Genomic DNA, 23,085 nt, shown 5'->3' on the forward strand with positions numbered 1-23,085 from the left:
CTCGAAACCGCTCAGCCGAAGACCGACAGCCAGGCGACGAACAGGACGACCCCGATCACCATGGCAAAGGCGTAGTGGTAGACATACCCGGACTGCAGCCGGCTGGCACGGGCCGCCACGTCGCGGGTGGCGGCGGCGATGCCGTCCGGCCCGACGCCGTCGATCACCGCACCGTCGCCCGACTTCCACAGGCCGTAGCCGAGCGCCTTGGCCGGACGGGTGAACAGGCGGTCGTACAGCTCGTCGAAGTACCACTTGTTGTAGAGGAAGCGGTGGATGCCGCCGAAGGTGCCGGCGATCTTGCCCGGCAGATGCGGCATCTGGACGTAGCCGATGTAGGCCATCGCGATGCCGAGCAGGCCGACGACCAGCGGCGCCAGCGCCACCCAGCCGGGGGTATGGTGATGGGCGGCCTCGATCGGGTCGTGGCCGTGCAGCACGGTGAGGGCCTGGCCCCAGAACTCGGCGCGGGCCTCGCCGATAAACCACTGGTGGAAGCCGACGCCGGCGAACAGCGCGCCCAGCGTCAGGACCGCCAGCGGGACCAGCATGACGACCGGCGATTCATGGGCGTGGTCGTAGACTTCCTTGTCCATCCGCGGCGTGCCGTGGAAGGTCATGAACAGCAGGCGCCAGGAGTAGAAGGCGGTCAGCAGCGCCGCGGCGATGCCGAGAGCGAAGGCGAAGCGCCCCACCCCGCTGCCCGACGCGAAGGCCGCCTCCAGGATCATGTCCTTGGAATAGTAGCCGGCGAAGAAGGGCAGACCGGCCAGCGCCAGGTTGCCGATCCACATCACCGCGTAGGTGAAGGGGATCTTGCGCCAGACGCCGCCCATCTTGCGCATGTCCTGCTCGTGGTGCAGGGCGTGGATGACCGAGCCGGCGCCGAGGAACAGCAGCGCCTTGAAGAAGGCATGCGTGAACAGGTGGAACATGGCCGCACCGTAGGCGGAAACGCCGGCGGCGAAGAACATGTAGCCGAGCTGCGACATCGTCGAATAGGCGATGACGCGCTTGATGTCGAACTGGGTGAAACCGATGGTCGCGGCGACGAAGGCGGTCAGGCCGCCGACGACCGTCACCACTTCGAGCGCCGTCGGGGCGTATTCGAAGACCGGCGACAGACGGCAGACCATGAAGACGCCGGCGGTCACCATGGTGGCCGCGTGGATGAGCGCCGACACCGGGGTCGGGCCTTCCATGGCGTCGGGCAGCCAGGTGTGCAGGCCGAGCTGCGCCGACTTGCCCATCGCGCCCATGAACAGCAGCAGGCAGGCGACGGTCAGGCCGTTGAAGTCCCAGCTCAGGAAATGCAGCGTCTGGCCGGTCAGCGTCGGCGCCTTGGCGAAGATCGTGTCGAACTGGACGGAACCGGTCAGCACGAAGATCGCGAAGATGCCGAGCGCGAAACCGAAGTCGCCGACGCGGTTGACCAGGAAGGCCTTCATCGCGGCGTTGTTGGCCGACGGCTTCTCGTACCAGAAGTTGATCAGCAGGTAGGAGGCCAGGCCGACGCCCTCCCAGCCGAAGAAGAGCTGGACCAGGTTGTCCGCGGTCACCAGCATCAGCATGGCGAAGGTGAACAGCGACAGGTAGCCCATGAAGCGCGGCTTCTGCGGGTCGTCGGCCATGTAGCCGATCGAGTAGACGTGCACGCAGGCCGACACGGTGTTGACGACGATCAGCATCACCGCGGTGAGCTGGTCGACGCGCAGCGCCCACTTCACGTCGAGCGTGCCGCTCTGGATCCAGGTCATCAACTCAATCGTGCGGGGGTGACCGCCGACGGCGACGTCGAAGAACAGGATCCAGGAGAGCACGGCCGACACCAGCACGGCACCGGCGGTGACGAACTGCGCCGCGCGGTCGCCGGCGGTGGGCGGCCCGGCGACGACATGGTGGTCGTCGTGGGCATCGTCATGCGCCTGGTTCAGTTCGTCGTGCGAGATGTGGTGGGCGTGGTCGTCATGGGCGTGCGCGATCTGCGCATGCCCGTGGCCGTGCCCGTGGTCATCATGGCCATGGCCATGACCGGCCGCCGCCGGCTCGGCCTTCGGCCCGCCGAACAGCGCGATCGATCCGGCGACGAGGAACGCCAGGAGCGGAAGGAATACGACTAGCACTTCCATGGCGCCGCCTCAGCCCTTCATCATGTTGATGTCTTCGACTCGGATCGAGCCGCGGTTGCGGAAGTAGACCACCAGGATGGCGAGGCCGATCGCCGCCTCGGCGGCGGCGACGGTCAGGATGATCATGGCGAAGATCTGGCCGACCAGGTCATGCAGGAAGGTCGAGAAGGCGACGAGGTTGAGGTTCACCGCCAGCAGCATCATCTCGATGGACATCAGGATGATGATGACGTTCTTCCGGTTCAGGAAGATCCCGAGCACGCCGAGCGTGAAGATGATGGCCGAGACCGTCAGGTAATGTCCGAGACCGATCTCCATGTCACACGCCCTCCCCGGTCGTGACCTTGCGGATGACGACCACCTCGTCGCGGTGACGGGCGATCTGCACGTTGACGTTCTGCTTGCGCACGCCGGCACGGCTGCGCAGCGTCAGAACGATGGCGCCGATCATGGCGATCAGCAGGACGATGCCCGACGCCTGGAACAGGTAGACGTACTGCGTGTACATCAGTTGGCCCAGCGCATGGGTGTTCGTCACCTGGTCGAGCGCCGGTGTCGGCGCGCCGGCCACCGTGGCGACGCCGGGGGCAACGATCCAGCCACCCAGAACCGCGGCCAGCTCGGCCAGCAGGATCAGGCCGACCAGCGCGCCCAGCGGCAGCGCCTCCAGGGCGCCCTGGCGCAGCTCGCGGAAGTTGATGTCGAGCATCATCACCACGAACAGGAACAGGACCGCCACCGCGCCGACATAGACGATGACGAGGATCATCGCGATGAATTCCGCGCCCATCAGGACGCAGAGGCCGGCCGCCTGGAAAAAGGCGAGGATCAGGAAAAGGACCGAATGAACGGGGTTCCGCGCCGAGATGACCATCACACCGGAGGCCACCAGCAGCGCGGCGAACACGTAGAAGGCGATGCCTTGGAGTATCATCGTTTTTCTCGCTTCCGCTTACCGGTAAGGAGCCTCGGCCGCGAGGTTCTGGGCGATCTCCGCCTCCCAGCGGTCGCCGTTCGCCAGCAGCTTCTGCTTGTTGTAGAAGAGTTCTTCGCGCGTCTCGGTGGAGAACTCGAAGTTCGGCCCCATGACGACCGCATCGACCGGGCAGGCCTCCTGGCACAGGCCGCAATAGATGCACTTGGTCATGTCGATGTCGTAGCGCGTGGTGCGGCGGCTGCCGTCGTCGCGCGGTTCGGCCTCGATGGTGATGGCGAGCGCCGGGCAAACGGCTTCGCACAGCTTGCACGCGATGCAGCGCTCTTCGCCGCTCGCATAGCGGCGGAGCACATGCTCGCCGCGGAAGCGCGAGCTGATCGGCCCCTTCTCGTAGGGGTAATTGAGGGTGACCTTCGGCTTGAACATGTAGCGCAGGGTCAGCGCCATGCCGCCAAGCAGCTCGGTCAGGAACAGGCTGCGCGCCGCGCGGTCGAGGAACGCCATGGCCTCTTCGTCTCCTTCCTTGCCGGCAGGCGATCGGGATCGCCGCCGGCACTCTCAACGAAATTCAGTAATGGGCTTTGGGGGACCGCTTATTTGGGCAGCCAGCCGAAGGTCACCAGGACGCCGGCGGTCAGCACGACCCAGAAGAGCGAGAACGGCAGGAAGACCTTCCAGCCCAGGCGCATCAACTGGTCATAGCGGTAGCGCGGCATCGTGGCGCGAACCCAGACAAAGGTGAACAGGCAGAACGCGATCTTCAGGGCGAACCAGACGATGCCCGGTACCCAGGTGAAGGGCGCGAACGGCAGCGGCGACAGCCATCCACCCAGGAACAGGATGGAGGTCATCGCGCTCATCAGGATCATGTTGGCGTATTCGCCGAGGAAGAAGAGCGCGAAGGGGGCCGAGCTGTATTCCACCATGAAGCCGGCGACCAGTTCCGACTCGCCTTCCGGCAGGTCGAAGGGCGCGCGGTTGGTTTCGGCCAGCGCCGAGATGAAGAACATGACGAACATCGGCAGCAGCGGGATGCAGAACCAGACCCGCTCCTGCGCATGCACGATGTCGGTCAGGTTCAGCGAGCCGACGCACAGCAGCACGGTGATGATGATGAGGCCCATCGAGACCTCGTAGGACACCATCTGGGCCGCCGAGCGCAGCGCACCGAGGAAGGCGTAGCGCGAGTTCGAGGCCCAGCCGGCCATCACGATGCCGTAGACGCCGAGCGAGGAGATCGCGAACAGGTACAGCACGCCGACGTTGATGTTGGACAGCACCACCCCGTAGTCGAACGGGATGACCGCCCAGGCGATCAGCGCCAGGAAGAAGGTCAGCATCGGCGCGACGTAGAACACGACGCGGTTGGCGCCTTCCGGCAGCACCTGCTCCTTGGCGAACAGCTTGAGGCCGTCGGCGAAGGGCTGCATCAGCCCGAAGGGACCGACGATCGCCGGGCCCTGGCGGAGCTGCATGGCGCCCATGATCTTGCGTTCGGCATAGGTCATGAACGCCACGGCGACGAGCAGCGGCACGGTGATCGCGAGGATCTGCAGCACCATAATGATCAGCGGCAGGAGGAAGCCGCTCCAGAACTCAGCCATGGGTGCCAGTCCTTTCCTGAGCAGGGCCCACCAGCGCTTCCGTGCAGTTGGCCATCGTCACCGACGCCCGGCTGATCGGGTCGGTCATGTAGAAGTTGGTGATCGGCGTCACGAAGGGAGCGGCGTCGACCGGTCCCTGCGCGCCGAACGGCGCCCAGGTCGCGGGCGTGAGCTGGCCGACCGCGGCGAAGATCGGGTTGGCGGCCATCAGGCGCTGGCGCAGTTGCGTCTGGGTGTCGAACGGCAGCGTGGCGCCGAGCGCCTCCGACAGGGCGCGGACGACCTTCCAGTCCTCCCGCGCCTCGCCCGGCGGGAAGACCGCGAGGCGGGCGAGCTGCGGGCGGCCCTCGGTGTTGACGTAGACGGCGTTCTTCTCGGTGTAGGCGGCACCCGGCAGGATGACGTCGGCGCGATGGGCGCCGGCGTCGCCGTGGTGGCCCTGGTAGACCACGAAGGCGTTGCCGAGGCGGGACATGTCGACCTCGTCGGCACCCAGCAGGTAGACGACGTCGATCTCGCCCTTGGCGGCGCCGTCGAGGATGCCGTGGACGTCACGGCCGCCCTCGCCCGGCAGGAAGCCGGCCTCGATGCCGCCGACGCGCGCCGCGGCGGTGTGCAGCACGTTGAAGCCGTTCCAGTCGTCGCGGAACATGCCGTAGGCCTCGCCGACCAGACGGGCCGCGGCCTGGACCGCGAGGCCGTCGGCGCGCTGGAAGGCGCCCATGCCGACGATGATCATCGGGTTCTTGGCGGCGCGCAGCGTCTCGGAGAAGGCGTGGCTGCCGTCGACGAGCTGCTGCAGCGTCTCCGGCCCGGTGCCGATCACGCTGTAGGGATAGGTCAGGTCGCGCTGCTCGCCGATCGAGGCGATGGTGACGCCGCCGGCCAGGTAACGCTTGCGGATGCGGGCGTTGACCAGCGTGCCTTCCCAGCGCGGGTTGGTGCCGACCAGCAGGATGACGTCGGCCTTCTCGATGCCGGCGATGCCGGAATTGAAGAGGTAGCCGGCGCGCACCGAGGTGTCGAAGCGGGCGCCGTCCTGGCGGCAGTCCAGGTTGGCCGAGCCGAGGCGGGTCAGCAGCTCCTTCAGGGCGAACTGCGCCTCGACGTCGATCAGGTCGCCGGAGATGGCGGCGATCCGGTTGCCGGGCAGGCCCTTCATGCGGGCGGCGATGGCGGTGAACGCCTCGGCCCAGCTCGCCGGGACCAGCTTGCCGTTCTGGCGGATGTAGGGACGGTCCAGGCGCTGGCGCTTCAGGCCGTCATAGGAATAGCGGCTCTTGTCGTTCAGCCACTCTTCGTTGACGTCGTCGTTGACGCGCGGCAGGACACGCATCACCTCGGCGCCGCGGGCGTCGACGCGGATGTTGGAGCCGACGGCGTCGAGCACGTCGATGGTCTCGGTCTTGCGCAGTTCCCACGGCCGCGCCGTGAAGGCGTAGGGCTTGTGGGTCAGGGCGCCGACCGGGCAGACGTCGGCCAGGTTGCCCGACAGCTCGGAGCCGATCGCCTTCTCGACGAAGGTGGTGATCTCCATGTGCTCGCCGCGGTAGACCGCGCCGACGTCGGGAACACCGGCCACCTCGTTGATGAAGCGGATGCAGCGCGTGCAGTGGATGCACCGGGTCATGATGGTCTTGATGACCGGACCCATGTACTTGTCCTTGACGGCGCGCTTGTTCTCGCCGTAGCGGCCGCGGTCGAAGCCATAGGCCATGGCCTGGTCCTGCAGGTCGCACTCGCCGCCCTGGTCGCAGATCGGGCAATCCAGCGGGTGGTTGATCAGCAGGAATTCCATGACGCCCTTGCGGGCCTTCTTCACGGTCTCGCTGTTGGTGCGGACGACCATCCCGTCGCCGCAGGGCATGGCGCAGGACGCCACCGGCTTGGGCGCCCGCTCCATCTCCACCAGGCACATGCGGCAGTTGGCCGGCACGCTGAGCCGCTCATGGTAGCAGAAGCGCGGGATCTCGATCCCCAGTTGCTCGCAGGCCTGGAGAATCGACGTACCCGGCTCGACCTCGATCTCGATCCCGTCGATGGTGAGTTTCGGCATGGAAACGGGAGCTCCTTACTCGGCCGCCAGCGGCGCAGCATTGCGGTAGGCCTGGATGCGCCGCTCGACTTCCGGGCGGAAGTGGCGGAACAGGCCCTGGATCGGCCAGGCGGCGGCGTCGCCGAGCGCGCAGATGGTGTGGCCTTCGACCTGCTTGGTGACCTGCAGCAGCATGTCGATCTCTTCCATGCGGGCGTTGCCGGAAACCATGCGCTGCATGACGCGGTTCATCCAGCCGGTGCCCTCGCGGCAGGGCGTGCACTGGCCGCAGGACTCATGGGCGTAGAACTGCGACAGGCGGGCGATGGCCTTCACGATGTCGGTGGACTTGTCCATCACGATCACCGCGGCGGTGCCAAGGCCCGACTGCACTTCACGCAGGCTGTCGAAGTCCATCAGGACGGTGTCGCAGATCGACTTCGGCAGCACCGGGACCGAGGAGCCGCCGGGGATCACGGCCAGCAGGTTGTCCCAGCCGCCGCGCACCCCGCCGGCGTGGCGTTCGATGAGCTCCTTCAGCGGGATGCCCATCTCCTCTTCCACGTTGCACGGGTTGTTCACGTGGCCGGAGATGCAGAACAGCTTGGTGCCGGAGTTCTTCGGACGGCCGAGCCCGGCGAACCAGGAGGCGCCGCGACGCAGGATGGTGGGAACCACCGCGATCGATTCGACGTTGTTCACCGTGGTCGGGCAGGAATAGAGCCCGGCCTGGGCGGGGAACGGCGGCTTGTTGCGCGGCTGCCCCTTCTTGCCCTCGATGGACTCGATCAGCGCCGTTTCCTCGCCGCAGATGTAGGCACCCGCACCGCGATGGATGTAGACGTCGTAGCTGTAGCCGGTCCCGCAGGCGTTCTTGCCGATCAGCCCCGACGCGTACGCCTCGTCGATGGCGCGCTGGACGTTGGAGCCCTCGTTGTAGAACTCGCCGCGGATGTAGATATAGCAGGCGCTGGCGCCGATGGCGAAACCGGCGATCAGGCAGCCCTCGATCAGCTTGTGCGGATCGTGGCGCAGGATGTCGCGGTCCTTGCAGGTGCCGGGTTCGCCCTCGTCGGCGTTGATGACGAGATAGACGGGCTTGTCGGTCACGTTCTTCGGCATGAAGGACCACTTCATGCCGGTCGAGAAGCCGGCGCCGCCGCGGCCGCGCAGCCCCGATTCCTTCACCTGCTCGATGATCCATTCGCGGCCGTTGGCCAGGATCGCCGCCGTGTTGTCCCAGTCACCGCGCTTGCGGGCCGCCTCGAGACCGAAGTCCTGGTAGCCGTAGAGGTTGGTGAAGATGCGGTCCTCATCGCGAAGCATCGCTGTCTCCTCCCCCTCAATCGTCCGCTTGCGCGGTGGCGTCCGCTTGCGCGGTGGTGAATGCCTTCAGCGTCGTCGGGCCGCCGGCCGGCTCGGACGACCGGCGGCCGGTCTGCGAACCCGGCTTCGGCGTCTCGCCGCGGGCCAGCGCGTCGAGGATGCGCTCCATGTGCTCCGGCGTGACGTCTTCGTAGTAGTCGTCGCCGATCTGCACGACCGGCGCGTTGACGCAGGCGCCCGAGCACTCGACCTCGCCCAGCGTGAACTGGCCGTCGGCCGTGGTCTCGCCGACCTCGACGCCGAGCTTCTTCTTGCAGGTGTGGACGATATCGTCCGACCCGCGCAGCCAGCAGGGCGTGGTGGTGCAGACCTGGATGTGGTGCCGGCCGACCGGGGTCTTGTTGTACATCGTGTAGAAGGTCGCGACCTCGTACACGCGGATGCGCGGCATGCCCAGCAGGTCGGCCACGGCGTCCATGGCGACGCGCGGCAGCCAGCCGCCGTTCTGGCGCTGGGCGACGTCGAGCAGCGGCATGCAGGCGCTGGCCTGCTTGCCGGCCGGGTACTTGGCGATGATGCGCTTCGCCAGCTCCAGGTTTTCCTGGGTGAAGGTGAAACTGGTCGGCTCGTGGCCGTGATCGGAAGCGGGCGCGCTCATCGATCGATCTCTCCGAAAACGATGTCCATCGAGGCGATGTTGGCAACGGCGTCGGCCAGCATGTGCCCCTTCGACATGAAGTCCAGGCCCTGAAGGTGGGCGAAGCCCGGCGCGCGGATCTTGCAGCGGTAGGGCTTGTTGGTGCCGTCGGACACCAGGTACACGCCGAACTCGCCCTTTGGCGCCTCGATGGCGGTGTAGGTCTCGCCGGCGGGAACGTGGAAGCCCTCGGTGAAGAGCTTGAAGTGGTGGATCAGCGCTTCCATCGAGCGCTTCATCTCGCCGCGGGCCGGCGGCGCGACCTTGCGGTCCTCCACCTTCACCGGGCCGGCCGGCATCTCCTTGCAGCACTGGCGCATGATGCGCAGCGACTGCTTCATCTCCTCCATGCGCACCAGGTAGCGCGCCCAGCAGTCGCCGGTCAGGCCGACGGGCACGTCGAAGTCCATGCGGTCATACACCTCGTAGGGCTGCGACTTGCGCAGGTCCCAGGCGACGCCCGAGCCGCGCAGCATCGGGCCGGTGAAGGCCCAGTCGAGCGCCTGCTCCTTGGTGACGATGCCGATGTCGACCGTCCGCTGCTTGAAGATGCGGTTGTTGGTCAGCAGGTTGTCGAGGTCTTCCATGAATTTCGGAAAACGCTCGGTGAAGGCCCAGATGTCGTCCAGCAGGCCGTCCGGCAGGTCCCAGGCAACGCCGCCCGGCCGGAAATAGTTGGCGTGCAGGCGGGCACCCGACACGCGTTCGTAGAACTCCATGAGGATTTCGCGTTCCTCGAAGCCCCACAGCGCCGGGGTGATCGCGCCAACGTCGAGCGCGCCCGTCGTGATCGACAGGATGTGGTTCAGGATGCGCGTGATCTCGGAGAACAGCACGCGGATGTACTGGGCACGCAGCGGCGCCTTGATCTGCAGCAGGTTCTCGATGCCGAGCACGTAGGCGTGCTCCATGCACATCGGGCTGACATAGTCCAGCCGGTCGAAATACGGCACGGCCTGGACGTAGGTCTTGTACTCGATCAGCTTCTCGGTGCCGCGGTGCAGCAGGCCGATGTGCGGGTCGCAGCGCTCCACCACCTCGCCGTTGAGCTCCATCACCAGACGGAGCACGCCGTGGGCGGCCGGGTGCTGCGGCCCGAAATTCATCGTGTAAGGCTTGATCTGCGTCTTGGTCTCAGGCCCGGTGGCGCTGATCGGGCCGCCGGGACCCGTCGCGACGACGCCGGTCGCCGATTCGCTCGAAACGGTCATGCTCACGGCTTCTTGCTCCCGTCCTGGAGGGCGGCCTTTTCGTCACCGGGCAGCATGACGTTGGTCATGCCTTCCCAGGGGCTGAGGAAATCGAAGGCGCGGAAGTCCTGGGTGAGGCGGACCGGTTCGTAGACCACGCGCTTCTGGTCCTCGTCGTAGCGGGCTTCGACGTAGCCGGTCAGCGGGAAGTCCTTGCGGAAGGGATGCCCCTCGAACCCGTAGTCGGTGAGGATGCGGCGCAGGTCCGGATGGTTCTCGAAGAAGACGCCGAACAGGTCCCACACCTCGCGCTCGAACCAGTTGGCGGCGCTGAAGACGGGAACCGCCGACGGGACGGGCGTGTCCTCGTCGGTCGACAGCTTCACGCGCATGCGCCGGTTGTGGGTGTAGCTGAGCAACTGGTAGACGACCTCGAACCGCTCCGGGCGGTCCGGATAGTCGACCGCGGTGATGTCGGTCAGCTGCTCGAACCGGGTGGCCGGGTCATCGCGCAGGGCGGTCAGCACCGCCAGGATGGCCGGCCGCTCGACGGTGACCATCAATTCGCCGAGCCTCACCTCGACCTTCAGGACGCCGCTGCCGAGCTTGGCTGCGATGACGTCCCCGAGTTCCTTCAACGCCTGTTCGGACATGGGTGGGACCCTGCCTTCCTACTTGTCTTCAGCGCGCCTCGACCGGACGGGCCCGCCCCCCGCGAAGGGAGCGGGCCCGCCCGCCTGGTCGTGTCAGCGGGCGATGCGGTTGCCGCGCTTGATCTTCTTCTGGAGCTGGAGGATGCCGTAGATCAGCGCCTCCGCCGTCGGCGGGCAGCCCGGCACATAGATGTCCACCGGCACGATCCGGTCGCAGCCACGCACCACCGCATAGGAATAGTGGTAGTAGCCGCCGCCGTTGGCGCAGGACCCCATCGAAATGACCCAGCGCGGCTCCGGCATCTGGTCGTAGACCTTGCGGAGCGCCGGGGCCATCTTGTTGGTCAGGGTGCCGGCGACGATCATGCAGTCGGACTGGCGCGGGCTGGGGCGCGGGATCACGCCGAAACGGTCCAGGTCATACCGGCTCATGTAGGCGTGGATCATCTCCACCGCGCAGCAGGCCAGGCCGAAGGTCATCGGCCACAGCGAGCCGGTCCGGGCCCAGGCCAGCAGGTCCTCGTACTTCGCCAGCACGAAGCCCTTGTCCTGGATCTCGTCGGAGACCGCGCGGATGTAGGCGTCCTGTTCCGGTCCGGGCGGAATCGGCGCCAGCGGCTTGGCGACCTCTACTCCCATTCCAGAGCTCCTTTCTTCCACTCATAGATGAAGCCGATGGTCAGGATGCCGAGGAACAGCATCATCGACCAGAAGCCGAACAGCCCGATATCGCCCAGCGCAACCGCCCAGGGGAACAGGAAGGCGACTTCCAGGTCGAAGATGATGAACAGGATCGAGACCAGGTAGAACCGCACGTCGAACTTGGTGCGCGCGTCCTCGAACGGCTCGAAGCCGCACTCGTAGGGGGAGACCTTCTCGGCGTCCGGGTTCTTCGGGCTGATGACGTAGGATGCCCCCACCATCACCGCGGCCAGCGCGATGCCGATCAGCAGAAACACCAGGATCGGAAGATACTCAATGATCAGCGGAGTCGACACCGCGTTCCTCCCATAAGCCCACGGCCACGGGCGCCGTTCCAACCGGGAAATCGGTGGAAGCGCGATGCCGTGGCAGCCATGCCTTGGATTAGCCCATCAGACGGGCCGGAATATATGCCGAGACCGTGGGCAAGGAAAGCGCTTTGAATCGCTTTTCACGACGCGGAAGGACAAGCGGAGCGCCGTGACAGAGCTTGGTAATACCACGTTTTTAAAAGGCGGCAAAGCAAAGACGATGCGCATGCAGAAAAGGACCCGCGGCTTGCGAGTCCTTGCGCCTTACTGGCCATCGTCAGCGATTTTCAAAGAGAGAGTGGCGCGAGTGACGGGACTTGAACCCGCGGCCTCCGGCGTGACAGGCCGGCGCTCTAACCAACTGAGCTACACCCGCGCAGAGCGACGTTTCAAAACATGGGGCGCGCCGGCCAAGACCTTGCAGCACCGTCTGTTTTTACCGGGACCGTCCGTGGCCCCCGTCGTTCGGTGGGCGGTTTTTAGTCGGGCCGGCGCCTGCCTGTCAATGACCATTTGCGGTCGACTTGCAAAAAGTTACTTGGCGCGGACGTTCCGAAAGGGGGCCGTCAGGTCACCTGGTGTTCCTGCCGCCGCAGGGCATCCAGCCGCTCGAATGCCTGGACCATGCCGCTCGACAACCGGCGATGGTCGACGGCGTCGGAGCCGCCGAACCTCGTCAGCGTTTCCTCCAACGCACGGGCCAGATGCTCCGCGACATCGAGGTGCTTCTGTTCGAGCGCCAGTTCCAGGGCGCCGAGGATGCGGTCGCCCAGCCGCCGTTCATTGCCATCCATGCCATCCTCCCACGAACGCGCCGGCCCGCCACCGATGGTCCATGGCGGCGCAGCACCGGCCGCCAGGATAGCAGCTTGCGGACCGCGGGCGCGGGAAATCGCCCGTTGCGACAATTGGCGGCCACCTCTTTCGATAGGTCCTCGTCCATGCGATAGTCGCCCGGTCCCACATGCGAGCGAGCGATGTTGCGCAGCCTCCCCTTCCCTCTCCGGCACATGGCGCGGCTGGCTGCCGTTGCCGCCGCCCTGCTGGCCGCCGGAACGGCCGCCGCCGCCCCCAACGTATCGGCGGCCCAGGCGGAGGCGAAGGAGATCGCGAAGTCCATGGGCAACTGCACGCCGGCGAAGGTCGAGGTGCTGCGCTATACGGTGGGGCGCGAAGGGTCGACCGTGTTCAAGGTCGGCTGCACCGAGGACAAGGATGCCTTCGTGGTGGTGCAGTGCCGCTCGCGCATCTGCGCGCTCCTGCGCTGACCGGACGGCTGCCGCCTTGGGCCTGCGGCCCGTCCGGATGGGGAATTCACGGCTTGTTAACCGCACTGGCGCGCAATGCTGTCGGAGGATGCCGTCCATGGATCGCCGCCAGGGGATCGATGGGGAGCCGGCGATTTGGGGGAGCCTGATGGACGATGGGCGCTAAGGCGATGGTGTTGATGCGGGCATGGCTGCCGGCCTGCCTTTTGCTGGCGCTTCCCGCCTGCACCTCCCCGGTCGGCCTGGCCGCCGCGGGTGCCGACGTGGTGACGCTGAACGCAACCAAGAAGACCATCGGCGACCACATCGTCTCGGCCGCCACCGGCCGCGACTGCTCGATCATCTCCTTCGAGCAGACCGGCGACTATTGCCCGGACAAGGTGGTGGTCGACCGGTCGCGCATCTACTGCTTCCGCACGCTGGCCGACGTCGAGTGCCATCACACCCCCGACCCCTACCGCAACGGCGACACCGCGCTGGCCAGCCCGCCGCCGGACATCCGCACACTCCCGCGCCGCCGCGGCTGGTTCGACGACGCCACGCCGTAACGGCCGGCCGGCACCGTCCTTCCCGCACCGCCCTCCCCGCACCGCCCTCCCCGCACCGCGGCGGAGACCGGCTCTTCCCGCCGTTACCTGACCTTCTTCGCGACGAACGCCTTGGCGATCGCCATCATCGCCTTTTCGTGCGACGGGCCGTTCGGCGGCGCTTGGCGAACCGTCCCGCCCTTGGCGGGTGCGGCCGCGGATGCCGCCCGTCCCTGCGGGTCGGCCTGGTCCTCGTCATCGCGGCCCAGGCGGTTCAGCAGGCTTTCCAGGGCATCGCGGCTGAGGCCGGAGGCGGAAGGCTGGGCGCCGCCGGCGGATTTGGAAGCGGCCGGCCGGGCGGCCTGGTCGCGGACGGGCGGTCGGCCGGCCCGCTCGATGGCGGCGGCGGCGATCGCCTTCAGGAAGGGCTGGGCGATTCCGCGCAGCAGATCCGGGTCGTCCACCGCCCAGGCCATCAGGATCTTCTGCGCGTTGGTCCGGCTGCCCTTGGCCGCCATGATCGCCTCGCGCACCTTGCCGTCGACGTAGGAACTGCTCATCGGCCACCGCACACCGTGGAATGTCCGTCGCCTGCGCCTTGCCGGCCCGCCTTCGGAAAGGGCCGGCAAGGCGCATGCGGCGGAACCATGGCGGACTGTCCGCCCAACTCGGTTAACAAAGGGTTGCATTGCCGGGAAGGGGTGCAACGGAGCTTTCCGGAAGAAGCCATTGCCCGGGACCGGCCGCTCGCCGATAGTGGAGAACATGCTGATCGAAACCTTCGCCGACCTGATCTGCCCCTGGTGCTACATCGGCAAGCGCCGGCTCGACCGGGCTCTGGCGCAGCGCCCGACCCTGCGCGCCGAAATCCGCTGGCAGCCCTTCCAGTTGAACCCGGACATGCCGAAGGGCGGCATGTCGCGGGACGACTACCTGTCCGCCAAGTTCGGCGGCGCGGAGCGGGCGCGCCAGATCTACCGGGTGGTCGAGGACACGGCCGCCCGCGATGGCCTGCCGCTGCTGCTCGACCGTATCCCGCGCACGCCCAACAGCTTCGACGCCCACCGGCTGGTCCGCATTGCCGGGCGCCATGGGGTTGCGAACGCGATGGCCGACGCGCTGTTCGCCGCCTACTTCGTCGATGGCGTCGATATCGGCGACCTCGATGCACTGGCCAGCGTGGCCGCCGGAGTCGGGCTGGATTTCGGCGAGACGCGGCGCCAGCTCGGCAGCGACGCCGAATCGGCCTCGGTGCTCGCCGCCGACGCGTTGGCGCGGCAGATGGGCCTGCAGGCGGTGCCATGCTACATCTTCAACCGCCGCTACGCGCTGTCCGGCGCCCAGGAGCCGGCGAGCTTCCTTCCCCTGCTCGACCTCGGCAGCGCTGAGCCGGAAAACCTGTCGGTGGTCTCCGGCTGAGCGGCGGGGCTGGGCGGCAGAGTTGAGAGGCGGGGCCGGGAGGCGCGTCGGCCAACCCGAACGCCCCCTCCACCCCTCAGGCCGGCGTGGCGGCAGCCTTGGCGTAGCCCAGGCTGCGCAGCGCCTCGGCGATCTCCGGCAGAATGCCCGGATCGTCGATCGTCGCCGGCATCTTGTAGTCCTGGCTGTCAGCGATCTTCTGCATGGTGCCGCGCAGGATCTTGCCAGAGCGTGTCTTGGGCAGCCGGTCGACCACCAGGGCGCGCTTGAAGTCGGCGACCGGCCCGATCTGCTCCCGCACCATCTGAACCACCTCGCGGACGATCTCCTCGTGCGGGCGGCCGACACCGGCCTTGAGGCAGACGAAGCCCAGCGGCACCTGCCCCTTCAGGTCGTCGGCGACGCCGATCACCGCGCATTCGGCGACGTCCTTGTGGCTGGACAGCACCTCTTCCATGGCACCGGTCGACAGGCGGTGGCCGGCGACGTTGATGATGTCGTCGGTACGGGCCATGACATAGACATAGCCGTCGTCGTCGACAAAGCCGGCGTCGCCGGTCTGGTAGTAGCCGGGATAGTCCGCCAGGTAGGACTTCCTGTAGCGCTCGTCGGCGTTCCACAGCGTCGGCAGCGTGCCGGGAGGCAGCGGCAGCTTCACGCAGATGGCGCCGATGTCGCCGCGCGGCACCTCCCGCAGCTCGGCGTTCAGCACCCGCACGTCCCATCCCGGCATCGGACGGGTGGCCGAGCCGTACTTGATCGGGAAGAGATGCACCCCCAGCGGATTGCCGGAGATCGCCCAGCCGGTCTCGGTCTGCCACCAGTGGTCGATCACCGGGACCTTCAGATTGTCCTCCGCCCAATGCAGGGTGTCGGGGTCCGAACGCTCGCCGGCCAGGAACAGGGCGCGGAAATGCGACAGGTCGTACTTCTTCAGATAGGTGGCGTCCGGATCCTCGCGCTTGATGGCGCGGAAGGCGGTCGGCGCGGTGAAGAGGGTGGCGACCTTGTGCTGCTCGATCACCCGCCAGAAGGTCCCGGGATCGGGAGTTCCGACCGGCTTGCCCTCGAACACCACGGTGGTGCAGCCGGCCAGCAGCGGGGCGTAGACGATGTAGGAATGGCCGACCACCCAGCCGACGTCCGACGCCGCCCAATAGACCTCACCGGGCTTGGCGCCGTAGATGTTGGTCATGGTCCAGCGCAGCGCCACCGCATGGCCGCCATTGTCGCGCACCACGCCCTTGGGCTGGCCGGTCGTGCCGGAGGTATAGAGGATGTAGAGCGGGTCGGTCGCCTTCACCGCCACGCAGGCCGCGGGCTCGGCCAGGGAGACGGCCTCGTTCCAGTCGACGTCGCGCCCCTCGATCAGGGCCGCGGTCTCCTGCGGGCGCTGGAAGATGACGACGCTGGACGGCTTGTGCGCCGACTGCTCGATGGCGGCGTCCAGCATCGGCTTGTACTTGACGACGCGGTTCGGCTCGATGCCGCAGGAGGCGGAGACGATCGCCTTGGGCTTGGCATCGTCGATGCGCGTCGCCAGCTCGTGCGGCGCGAAGCCGCCGAACACCACCGAATGCACGGCACCAAGCCGAGCGCAGGCCAGCATGGCGACTACGGACTGCGGGATCATCGGCATGTAGAGCAGCACGCGGTCGCCCTTCCCGACGCCCTGCGCGCGCAACGCGCCGGCGAAACGGGCGACCTGGTCCTGCAGGTCGGCATAGGTGATGGTCTGGACGATCCCGGTGACCGGGCTGTCGTAGATGATCGCCGCCTGGGCGCCGCGGCCCTCCTCCACATGGCGGTCGACCGCATTGTAACAGGTGTTCAACTCGCCGCCCGCGAACCAGCGATAGAAGGGCGCATTGCTGTCGTCCAGCACCTTGTCCCACGGCTTGGACCAAGTGATGTCCTTCGCCGCATCGCCCCAGAACCCCTCCGGATCGCTGAGGGAGCGGGCATACATCAGGTCGTAGGTCTCGGCTGTGCTTGGGGCCGGGTTCGGGGTCGGGGTCATTCGGGCGTCCCTCATTCTATTTGGGTATTATTCTGTGTGCATTTCCTCTCCGCCGCGCAACGATGCGCTCCGCGGCATCCACAATCTGCGACAAAAGCATAAGCACAGGCAAATGTCAGAAGGTCGGGGGTGCGGCGGGGAGCCGCATTCCGCTTTCGCGAAATCCTGTTCCGGAAACGCGCCGGCCAGCCAGCCCGCCGGCGTGGACGTCAGAAGGACACGCAGACCGGCCGGATCGCCAGGCCCACCGACTGCTGGTGGAAGCGGTCCTTGTAGAGGTCGACGATCTCGTGGATCAGCCGCAGCGTCGCCGGATCGCCGCCGGCCAGCAGGGTGACGACCTTGCTCGGCTCGCGCACCGGGCGTCCGGATTCGATGTCGCGCCAATGGCCGGACGCCTCGGTGACGGTCAGGCCATTGGGAAAGCGCGGCGTCACCTCGCCGTCTAGGAAATCGTTCCAGTCTCGTTCGCTGACGCCGACATCGTTGCCGATGTTGCGGCCGAAGAAAAGCTGCGCCTCGATCATCGCGTTGGCGGCGTAGGCCGTGCAATCGGACGGATCCATCCGCTGCGCCAGCGCCGGCAGGGCGGTGCAGGACAGCAGGACCGACAGCAGGACGGGCCGGATGGGCAAGGAACGCATCGGCGGGGCTCCTCTGGGAACGGGAGGGCGGTCGGCAGCAGGCGGCTCGCGACGCACTGGTCAGGAAGGCGCCGGACCGTTATGCATGGATCATGGCCGTCGATCCACCCATCACCGGAATCCGCCCGATCCTGGCCGTCGTTCATGGCAACGGCGAGCGGCTGATCGTCGCCCGCCTGACCAATCTCGGCGGCGGCAGCCAGTCCAACCGCTTCGTGCTGCGCCGCGCCGACTTCCGTGCCCCCTGGGAGCAGCCGGACAAGGGATATTTCGGTTACGCGGAAGTCGCCCGCGCGCTCGACGCCAACGGCTGGCGTGGCTGCACCATCGAGGTGATGGCCACCACCGATCTGGAAGAGCGGCGCGCCCGCCAGCTCGCCCGCAAGAAGCTTCACCTGCAGTGCCTGGAGGCGGCGATCCGCCGGGCACAGGAAACCTCCGGCAGCTAGAGCGAGACCGGCCCACCCGGGCCAGATCGGGTCGTGGCTTACACCGGCCCCGGATTGCAGCCGGCGCCCTCATGCCGGCGGTCGACGTCGGCCGCGAGGTCGGCAAGCGTAACTTGGCCCAACCGGGCGACGAGGATGGCCTCGGCCTCGGCCATGGCGCCTTGCAGCGACGCATTGACAGCCTGTTCGACCAGGCAGCCGGCATGGTCGATCGATAGGCCGATGGCGAAGACCGGCGGCTCTCCCAGCGCGCGGTAGACGTCGAGCAGCGAAATCCGCCCCAGGGGAAGCGCCAGCCGCCAGCCCCCGCCATGTCCCTTTTCGGACCGCACATAGCCGGCCTCGCGCAATCCGGCCATCGTCCGGCGGATGACCACCGGATTGGTGCTCAGCATCGCCGCGATGGTCTCGGAGGTCACCGCCTCCTCGTACCGGCCCATGTGGATCAGCACATGCAGCATGCGGGAAAGGCGGCTGTCCTGTCGCACCGTTGTCTCCCTCCAGTCGCGCTCCCCATCCGTCGGGGACATCCATGCCACTTCCCAGGTTACATGACCGATTGACGCCCTCCGATCACGTAACTTATGTTGTTTCGAATGCTTGACCGAAACCGCTCCGCCGGGCCCTCCCGCGGAGCAGGCACCATCCCGCAAGGAGCGAAGAAGATGATCTGGCACGCGATCGTTGTCGGCGGCAGCTACGCCGGCCTTGCCGCCGCCCTGCAGCTCGCCCGCGCCCGGCGGTCCGTCCTGGTGATCGACGAGGGGGTGCGTCGCAACCGGTTCGCCCATAAGTCGCATGGCTTCCTGGGCCAGGATGGCCGGCCGCCGGCCGAAATCGCCGCCGAGGCCCGCCGCCAGTTGATGCTCTACAGGACGGTCACCTGGCAGGCGGGCCGCGCCGAACGGGCAGACGCCGGTCCCGGCGGGTTCAGCGTCGTCGATGGCGCCGGAGCCCGGTACGACTCCCTGAGGCTGATCCTCGCCACCGGCGTGCAGGACCATCTCCCGCCGATTCCGGGACTGGCGGAGCGCTGGGGGCGGTCGGCGTTCCATTGCCCCTATTGCCATGGTTACGAATTGAACCAGGGCCGGATCGGGGTGATCGCCGTCTCGCCGCTGTCCATGCACCACGCACTGATGCTGCCGGACTGGGGGGCGACGACGCTCCTGCTGAACGGCGCCTTCGAGCCGGATGCCGGCCAGAGCGCCGAGCTGGCGCGGCGCGGGGTGACGGTGGAGGCCGGAACCATCCGGTCCATCGGCGGAACGGCCGATCTGTCGATGGACGACGGGCGCCTCCTCTCCTTCGACGGGCTTTTCGTCATGCCGCGAACCTCGGCGGCCAGCCCTTTGGCCGCACAGCTCGGCTGTGCGCTCCAGGAGGGACCGCTCGGTCCCTATATCGAAACCGACCCGATGCAGGAAACCAGCGTCCCCGGCGTCTTCGCCTGCGGGGACGCGGCGCGGGCCGCCGGGTCGGTGACCTTCGCCGTCAGCGATGGAGCCCAGGCCGGCGTCGCACTGCACCGCTCCCTGATCTTTGGTGGCAACGGGCTGCCACCGGCACCGCCATCCAGGTCCTGACCGATCGTCCTATCCCAGCAGCAGCCCGGCGGCGATCGCCCACATCACCAGCGCGATCACCCCATCCATTACCTTCCAGGCGGCCGGCCGGGCGAACAGCGGACGGAGGAGGCGGGCGCCGTAACCCAGCGAGAAGAAGAACAGGAACGACGCGGTCATCGCCCCCAGCGCGAAAGCGGCGCGGGACTGGGCGAAGCGGGCGGAAACCGAGCCGACCAGCACCACCGTGTCGAGATAGACATGCGGGTTCAGCCACGTCAGCGCCAGGCAGGTCAGGAGCGCCGGCAGCAGCCCGCCGGCCGTTCTCTGCGACGGCTCAAGCGCTCCCCCGCCGCCGAGTGCCGAACGGGCGCTCCGCACCCCGTACGCCAGCAGGAAGGCGGCGCCGGCATAGCGCATCAGCGGCTCCAGCCAGGGCCAGCGCATCCCGGCCTCGGCAAAGCCACTGACCCCGATCAGGATCAGCACGGCATCGGACAGGGCACAGGTGGCGCAGATCGCCAGCACATGCTCGTTGCGCAGCCCTTGACGCAGGACGAAAGCGTTCTGCGCCCCGATGGCGACGATCAGGCTGAGCCCCAGGAAGAGGCCCGGCAGGAAAGCCGGAAGGAAGGCGTCCGGGGAAAGGGGAGAGATGGGCATCGCGGCTCCGGCTCACGGGGGCATTTCCCTTCCGCTATCACCGCCCCCGCAGCTAAGGTACTTAATCTTCCTTCGCCCGATTAAGCAAAGCTGAACCATGCTGGATTATCCCCTGCTGTCGGCGCTGGCGGCGGTGATCCGCACCGGCAGTTTCGAGCGCGCGGCGCAACAGCTCCACGTCACCCCCTCGGCGGTGTCGCAGCGGGTCAAGCTGCTGGAGGAGCGGCTGGGCAGCGTCCTGGTGGTGCGCGGGCAGCCCTGCACCGGGACCGCCGCCGGGCTTCGCCTCTGCCAGCATGTGGAGCGGGTCGCGCTGCTGGAGAGCGACCTGCGCGACACCCTGCCCGGCTTGCCCCCGGCCGACGCGCCGCTGATCCTGCGCATCGCCGTCAACGCCGACAGCCTCGCCACCTGGTTCATCGCCGCGATGACCGGGATGCCCGGCTGCCTGTTCGACCTGGTGCTCGACGACCAGGACCACAGCGCCGAATGGCTGCGCCAGGGCGAGGTCGTGGCGGCCGTCACCGCCAGCGCCGCCCCGGTTCCCGGCTGCTCCAGCCATCCGCTGGGTGCCCTGCGCTACCGCGCCACGGCAAGCCCGGACTACATGCGCCGCCATTTCCCCCGCGGGGTCGACGAGGAGTCGCTGTCCCGCGCCCCCTGCCTGACCTTCAACCGCAAGGACCGGCTGCAGGCGCAATGGTTGGCGACGGTGTCGCGCAAGGCGCCGGTCCCGCCGACCCACTGGCTGCCGGCCAGCCAGGCCTTCGTCGATGGCGCGCTTGCCGGGCTCGGGTGGGGGATGAACCCCGACCTGCTGGTTGCCGGGCACCTGGCGGCGGGCCGGCTGGTGGAACTGGTTCCCGGCCGGCCGCTCGACGTGCCGCTCTTCTGGCAGCAGAGCCGGATCTCGGGAAGCGTTCTGGCCGACCTGACGCGCGCCGTCCTGCGGGCTGGACGGGACGTGCTCCACCAGCCCTCAGCGCCGCAGGGCGGCCGCGACGGTTAAGGCGGACGGGCACATGACCGAAGAGGACTTTGTCGCCGCCGCGTGCGCGCTTATATGGATTCAACCAATCTCTGGAGGGACTCGATGACCAGCAGCGCCGCCGCGGCCGCAACCGACACACACGATCTGGGCGCGCTTCCCAACTGGGACCTGAGCGACCTCTATCCCGGAATGGAGTCGCCGGAGCTGAAGGGCGACCTCGACCGGATGGAACGGGACTGCAAGGCCTTCCGTGAGCGCTATGCCGGCAAGCTCGCCGCGCTGAAAGCCGACGAGCTGGCGGAAGCGATCCGCGTCAACGAGTCGATCGACGAGACTCTGTCGCGCATCATGTCCTATGCCGGCCTCGTCTATAACGGCGACATGACCGATCCGACGATCGCCAAGTTCTACCAGTCGATGCAGGAGCGGGTGAACGACATCTCCGCCCACCTGATCTTCTTCACGCTGGAGATCAACCGGCTCGACGAAGCGGACCTCGCGGCCAAGCTCAAGGCATCACCGGCGCTCCAGCGCTACGCCCCCTGGCTGCGGGACGTCCGCCTCTACCGCGAGCACCAGCTCTCCGACGAGATCGAGCGGCTGCTGCACGAGAAGCACGTCGTCGGCCGCGCCGCCTGGAACCGGCTGTTCGACGAAACCATCGCCAGCCTGCGCTTCCCGATGGGCGGCAAGGAACTGACCTGCGCCGAAGCGCTGAACCGCCTGTCCGACCGCAACCCCGCCGTCCGCCGCGAGGCCGGCGAGGCGGTGGGCAAGGTGCTGGGCGAGAATGCGCGCCTGTTCGCGCTGATCACCAACACGCTGGCCAAGGACAAGGAGATCGAGGACGAGTGGCGCAACTACCCGACGCCGACCTCGTCCCGGAACCTGTCCAACCGCGTCGAGGACGAGGTGGTCGACGCGCTGGTCGCCGCGGTCAAGGGCGCCTATCCGGACCTGTCGCACCGCTACTATCGGATGAAGGCCAAGTGGTTCGGCCAGGACCATCTGGACTATTGGGACCGCAACGCCCCGCTGCCCGACGATGCCGACCGCAGCATCCGCTGGGACGAGGCGCGCGACATCGTGCTGGGCGCCTACGGCCGCTTCTCTCCCGACCTCGCCGGGCTGGGCAAGCGCTTCTTCGACAATGCCTGGATCGATGCGCCGGTCCGCCCCGGCAAGGCGCCGGGCGCCTTCGCCCATCCCACGGTGCCCAGCGTCCACCCCTATCTGCTGGTCAACTACCAGGGCAAGACCCGGGACGTCATGACGCTCGCCCACGAGCTGGGGCACGGCGTGCACCAGATCCTGGCCGGCAAGCAGGGCCATTTCCTGTCCGACACCCCGCTGACCCTGGCGGAAACCGCCTCGGTGTTCGGCGAGATGCTGACCTTCCGCGCCCTGCTGGACGCCGAGACCGACCCGAAGCGCCGTCGCATCATGCTGGCCGGCAAGGTCGAGGACATGCTGAACACGGTGGTGCGCCAGATCGCCTTCTTCGATTTCGAGCGGCGTGTCCACACCGAGCGGCGCGACGGCGAACTGACCTCGGAGCGCATCGGCGAAATCTGGATGGACGTGCAGACCGAGAGCCTGGGGCCGGCGCTGCGCTTCGACGAGACCTACCGCCATTACTGGTCCTACATCCCGCACTTCATCCATTCGCCCTTCTACGTCTACGCCTACGCCTTCGGCGACTGCCTGGTGAACTCGCTCTACGCCGTCTACCAGGACGCAGAGAAGGGCTTCGCCGAGAAGTATCTCGCCATGCTGACGGCCGGCGGCACGCTGCGGCACAAGGAGTTGCTGGCCCCGTTCGGGCTGGACGCCTCCGACCCCGCCTTCTGGCAGAAGGGGCTGGGCGTCATCCGCGGCTTCATCGACGAGCTGGAAGCCGGCGAGGCGGCTTGACGCGCGTCAAGAGACCCTGATCGCCATGCGGTTATGGTGGC

Annotated in this window: 25 protein-coding genes and 1 tRNA gene; 7 read left to right on the top strand and 19 right to left on the bottom strand. The window is 67.5% G+C overall.

Features of this window, described 5'->3' with window-relative positions:
* Window positions 1–11: 11 nt before the first annotated feature.
* The 14 genes from nuoL to J2850_RS11150 all read right to left on the bottom strand — a co-directional run bounded on the left by nuoL (window position 12) and on the right by J2850_RS11150 (window position 12,378).
* On the bottom strand, window positions 12–2,129 hold the full coding sequence (nuoL, locus tag J2850_RS11085; RefSeq protein WP_209981550.1) for an NADH-quinone oxidoreductase subunit L: 2,118 nt from the start codon (window positions 2,127–2,129) through the stop codon (window positions 12–14).
* Between the two features lie 9 nt (window positions 2,130–2,138).
* Entirely contained in the window at window positions 2,139–2,447 is a 309-nt protein-coding gene (gene nuoK, locus J2850_RS11090; RefSeq protein WP_014248409.1) for an NADH-quinone oxidoreductase subunit NuoK, read from the bottom strand.
* A 1-nt stretch (window position 2,448) separates the two neighbouring features.
* Window positions 2,449–3,063, bottom strand: a complete 615-nt coding sequence (locus J2850_RS11095; RefSeq protein ID WP_209981553.1) for an NADH-quinone oxidoreductase subunit J — start codon at window positions 3,061–3,063, stop codon at window positions 2,449–2,451.
* 18 nt (window positions 3,064–3,081) lie between these two features.
* Entirely contained in the window at window positions 3,082–3,570 is a 489-nt protein-coding gene (gene nuoI / locus J2850_RS11100) for an NADH-quinone oxidoreductase subunit NuoI (RefSeq protein WP_209981555.1), read from the bottom strand.
* A gap of 89 nt (window positions 3,571–3,659) precedes the next feature.
* Window positions 3,660–4,670 (bottom strand): NADH-quinone oxidoreductase subunit NuoH, encoded by a 1,011-nt coding sequence (gene nuoH, locus J2850_RS11105; protein WP_209981557.1) that lies wholly within the window; start codon window positions 4,668–4,670, stop codon window positions 3,660–3,662.
* Window positions 4,663–6,726 (bottom strand): NADH-quinone oxidoreductase subunit NuoG, encoded by a 2,064-nt coding sequence (gene nuoG, locus J2850_RS11110; RefSeq protein ID WP_209981559.1) that lies wholly within the window; start codon window positions 6,724–6,726, stop codon window positions 4,663–4,665. Before nuoG ends, nuoH begins: the two co-directional genes overlap by 8 nt.
* Before the next feature lie 15 nt (window positions 6,727–6,741).
* A complete protein-coding gene (gene nuoF, locus J2850_RS11115) occupies window positions 6,742–8,031 on the bottom strand; it encodes an NADH-quinone oxidoreductase subunit NuoF (protein ID WP_209981561.1) in 1,290 nt (429 codons plus the stop codon).
* A 16-nt stretch (window positions 8,032–8,047) separates the two neighbouring features.
* The gene (gene nuoE / locus J2850_RS11120; protein ID WP_209981563.1) at window positions 8,048–8,689 is read right to left on the bottom strand and encodes an NADH-quinone oxidoreductase subunit NuoE; all 642 of its coding nucleotides are present in this window, start codon (window positions 8,687–8,689) and stop codon (window positions 8,048–8,050) included.
* Window positions 8,686–9,834: an NADH-quinone oxidoreductase subunit D gene (locus J2850_RS11125; RefSeq protein ID WP_246512999.1), complete on the bottom strand. Its 1,149-nt coding sequence runs from the start codon at window positions 9,832–9,834 to the stop codon at window positions 8,686–8,688. Before J2850_RS11125 ends, nuoE begins: the two co-directional genes overlap by 4 nt.
* Before the next feature lie 107 nt (window positions 9,835–9,941).
* A complete protein-coding gene (locus tag J2850_RS11130) occupies window positions 9,942–10,571 on the bottom strand; it encodes an NADH-quinone oxidoreductase subunit C (RefSeq protein ID WP_209981568.1) in 630 nt (209 codons plus the stop codon).
* 93 nt (window positions 10,572–10,664) lie between these two features.
* A complete protein-coding gene (locus J2850_RS11135; protein ID WP_174470176.1) occupies window positions 10,665–11,210 on the bottom strand; it encodes a NuoB/complex I 20 kDa subunit family protein in 546 nt (181 codons plus the stop codon).
* A complete protein-coding gene (locus J2850_RS11140; protein ID WP_045580751.1) occupies window positions 11,201–11,569 on the bottom strand; it encodes an NADH-quinone oxidoreductase subunit A in 369 nt (122 codons plus the stop codon). Before J2850_RS11140 ends, J2850_RS11135 begins: the two co-directional genes overlap by 10 nt.
* Before the next feature lie 314 nt (window positions 11,570–11,883).
* A tRNA-Asp gene (locus J2850_RS11145) sits at window positions 11,884–11,960 on the bottom strand.
* Between the two features lie 190 nt (window positions 11,961–12,150).
* Window positions 12,151–12,378, bottom strand: a complete 228-nt coding sequence (locus J2850_RS11150) for a hypothetical protein (RefSeq protein ID WP_209981570.1) — start codon at window positions 12,376–12,378, stop codon at window positions 12,151–12,153.
* Between the two features lie 183 nt (window positions 12,379–12,561).
* Here J2850_RS11150 and J2850_RS11155 point away from each other — a divergent pair, with 183 nt between their 5' ends.
* Both J2850_RS11155 and J2850_RS11160 read left to right on the top strand, forming a co-directional pair.
* Window positions 12,562–12,852 (top strand): hypothetical protein, encoded by a 291-nt coding sequence (locus J2850_RS11155; protein WP_246512983.1) that lies wholly within the window; start codon window positions 12,562–12,564, stop codon window positions 12,850–12,852.
* A gap of 155 nt (window positions 12,853–13,007) precedes the next feature.
* Window positions 13,008–13,400, top strand: coding sequence for a hypothetical protein (locus J2850_RS11160; protein ID WP_209981572.1), 393 nt, complete (start codon window positions 13,008–13,010; stop codon window positions 13,398–13,400).
* Window positions 13,401–13,483: 83 nt separating this feature from the next.
* Here the strand turns inward: J2850_RS11160 and J2850_RS11165 are convergent, their stop codons facing one another.
* Window positions 13,484–13,939, bottom strand: coding sequence for a hypothetical protein (locus J2850_RS11165; protein ID WP_209981574.1), 456 nt, complete (start codon window positions 13,937–13,939; stop codon window positions 13,484–13,486).
* Window positions 13,940–14,144: 205 nt separating this feature from the next.
* On the opposite strand from J2850_RS11165, the gene J2850_RS11170 reads away from it, so the two are divergent.
* Window positions 14,145–14,798: a DsbA family oxidoreductase gene (locus J2850_RS11170; RefSeq protein ID WP_209981576.1), complete on the top strand. Its 654-nt coding sequence runs from the start codon at window positions 14,145–14,147 to the stop codon at window positions 14,796–14,798.
* Between the two features lie 76 nt (window positions 14,799–14,874).
* Here the strand turns inward: J2850_RS11170 and J2850_RS11175 are convergent, their stop codons facing one another.
* A complete protein-coding gene (locus J2850_RS11175) occupies window positions 14,875–16,818 on the bottom strand; it encodes a propionyl-CoA synthetase (protein WP_209981578.1) in 1,944 nt (647 codons plus the stop codon).
* A 209-nt stretch (window positions 16,819–17,027) separates the two neighbouring features.
* Window positions 17,028–17,462: a DUF3574 domain-containing protein gene (locus tag J2850_RS11180; protein WP_209981581.1), complete on the bottom strand. Its 435-nt coding sequence runs from the start codon at window positions 17,460–17,462 to the stop codon at window positions 17,028–17,030.
* Window positions 17,463–17,554: 92 nt separating this feature from the next.
* Here J2850_RS11180 and J2850_RS11185 point away from each other — a divergent pair, with 92 nt between their 5' ends.
* Window positions 17,555–17,911 carry a hypothetical protein gene (locus J2850_RS11185; protein ID WP_209981583.1) on the top strand — a complete coding sequence of 119 codons (357 nt, stop codon included), beginning with the start codon at window positions 17,555–17,557 and terminating at the stop codon, window positions 17,909–17,911.
* Window positions 17,912–17,949: 38 nt separating this feature from the next.
* Here J2850_RS11185 and J2850_RS11190 read toward each other — a convergent pair whose 3' ends face one another.
* Window positions 17,950–18,399 carry an Rrf2 family transcriptional regulator gene (locus tag J2850_RS11190; RefSeq protein WP_209981585.1) on the bottom strand — a complete coding sequence of 150 codons (450 nt, stop codon included), beginning with the start codon at window positions 18,397–18,399 and terminating at the stop codon, window positions 17,950–17,952.
* Window positions 18,400–18,576: 177 nt separating this feature from the next.
* Between J2850_RS11190 and J2850_RS11195 the strand changes: the two genes are divergently transcribed.
* Complete coding sequence (locus J2850_RS11195) at window positions 18,577–19,497, top strand: NAD(P)/FAD-dependent oxidoreductase (protein ID WP_209981587.1); 921 nt, start codon at window positions 18,577–18,579, stop codon at window positions 19,495–19,497.
* 9 nt (window positions 19,498–19,506) lie between these two features.
* Here the strand turns inward: J2850_RS11195 and J2850_RS11200 are convergent, their stop codons facing one another.
* Complete coding sequence (locus tag J2850_RS11200) at window positions 19,507–20,139, bottom strand: LysE/ArgO family amino acid transporter (RefSeq protein ID WP_209981589.1); 633 nt, start codon at window positions 20,137–20,139, stop codon at window positions 19,507–19,509.
* Window positions 20,140–20,236: 97 nt separating this feature from the next.
* Between J2850_RS11200 and J2850_RS11205 the strand changes: the two genes are divergently transcribed.
* Window positions 20,237–21,148: a LysR family transcriptional regulator ArgP gene (locus tag J2850_RS11205; protein ID WP_209981591.1), complete on the top strand. Its 912-nt coding sequence runs from the start codon at window positions 20,237–20,239 to the stop codon at window positions 21,146–21,148.
* A gap of 84 nt (window positions 21,149–21,232) precedes the next feature.
* Window positions 21,233–23,044 (top strand): M3 family oligoendopeptidase, encoded by a 1,812-nt coding sequence (locus J2850_RS11210; RefSeq protein WP_209981593.1) that lies wholly within the window; start codon window positions 21,233–21,235, stop codon window positions 23,042–23,044.
* The last annotated feature ends 41 nt before the right edge of the window (window positions 23,045–23,085 follow it).

This window comes from Azospirillum picis, assembly GCF_017876115.1.
GTDB classification, from domain to species: domain Bacteria; phylum Pseudomonadota; class Alphaproteobacteria; order Azospirillales; family Azospirillaceae; genus Azospirillum; species Azospirillum picis.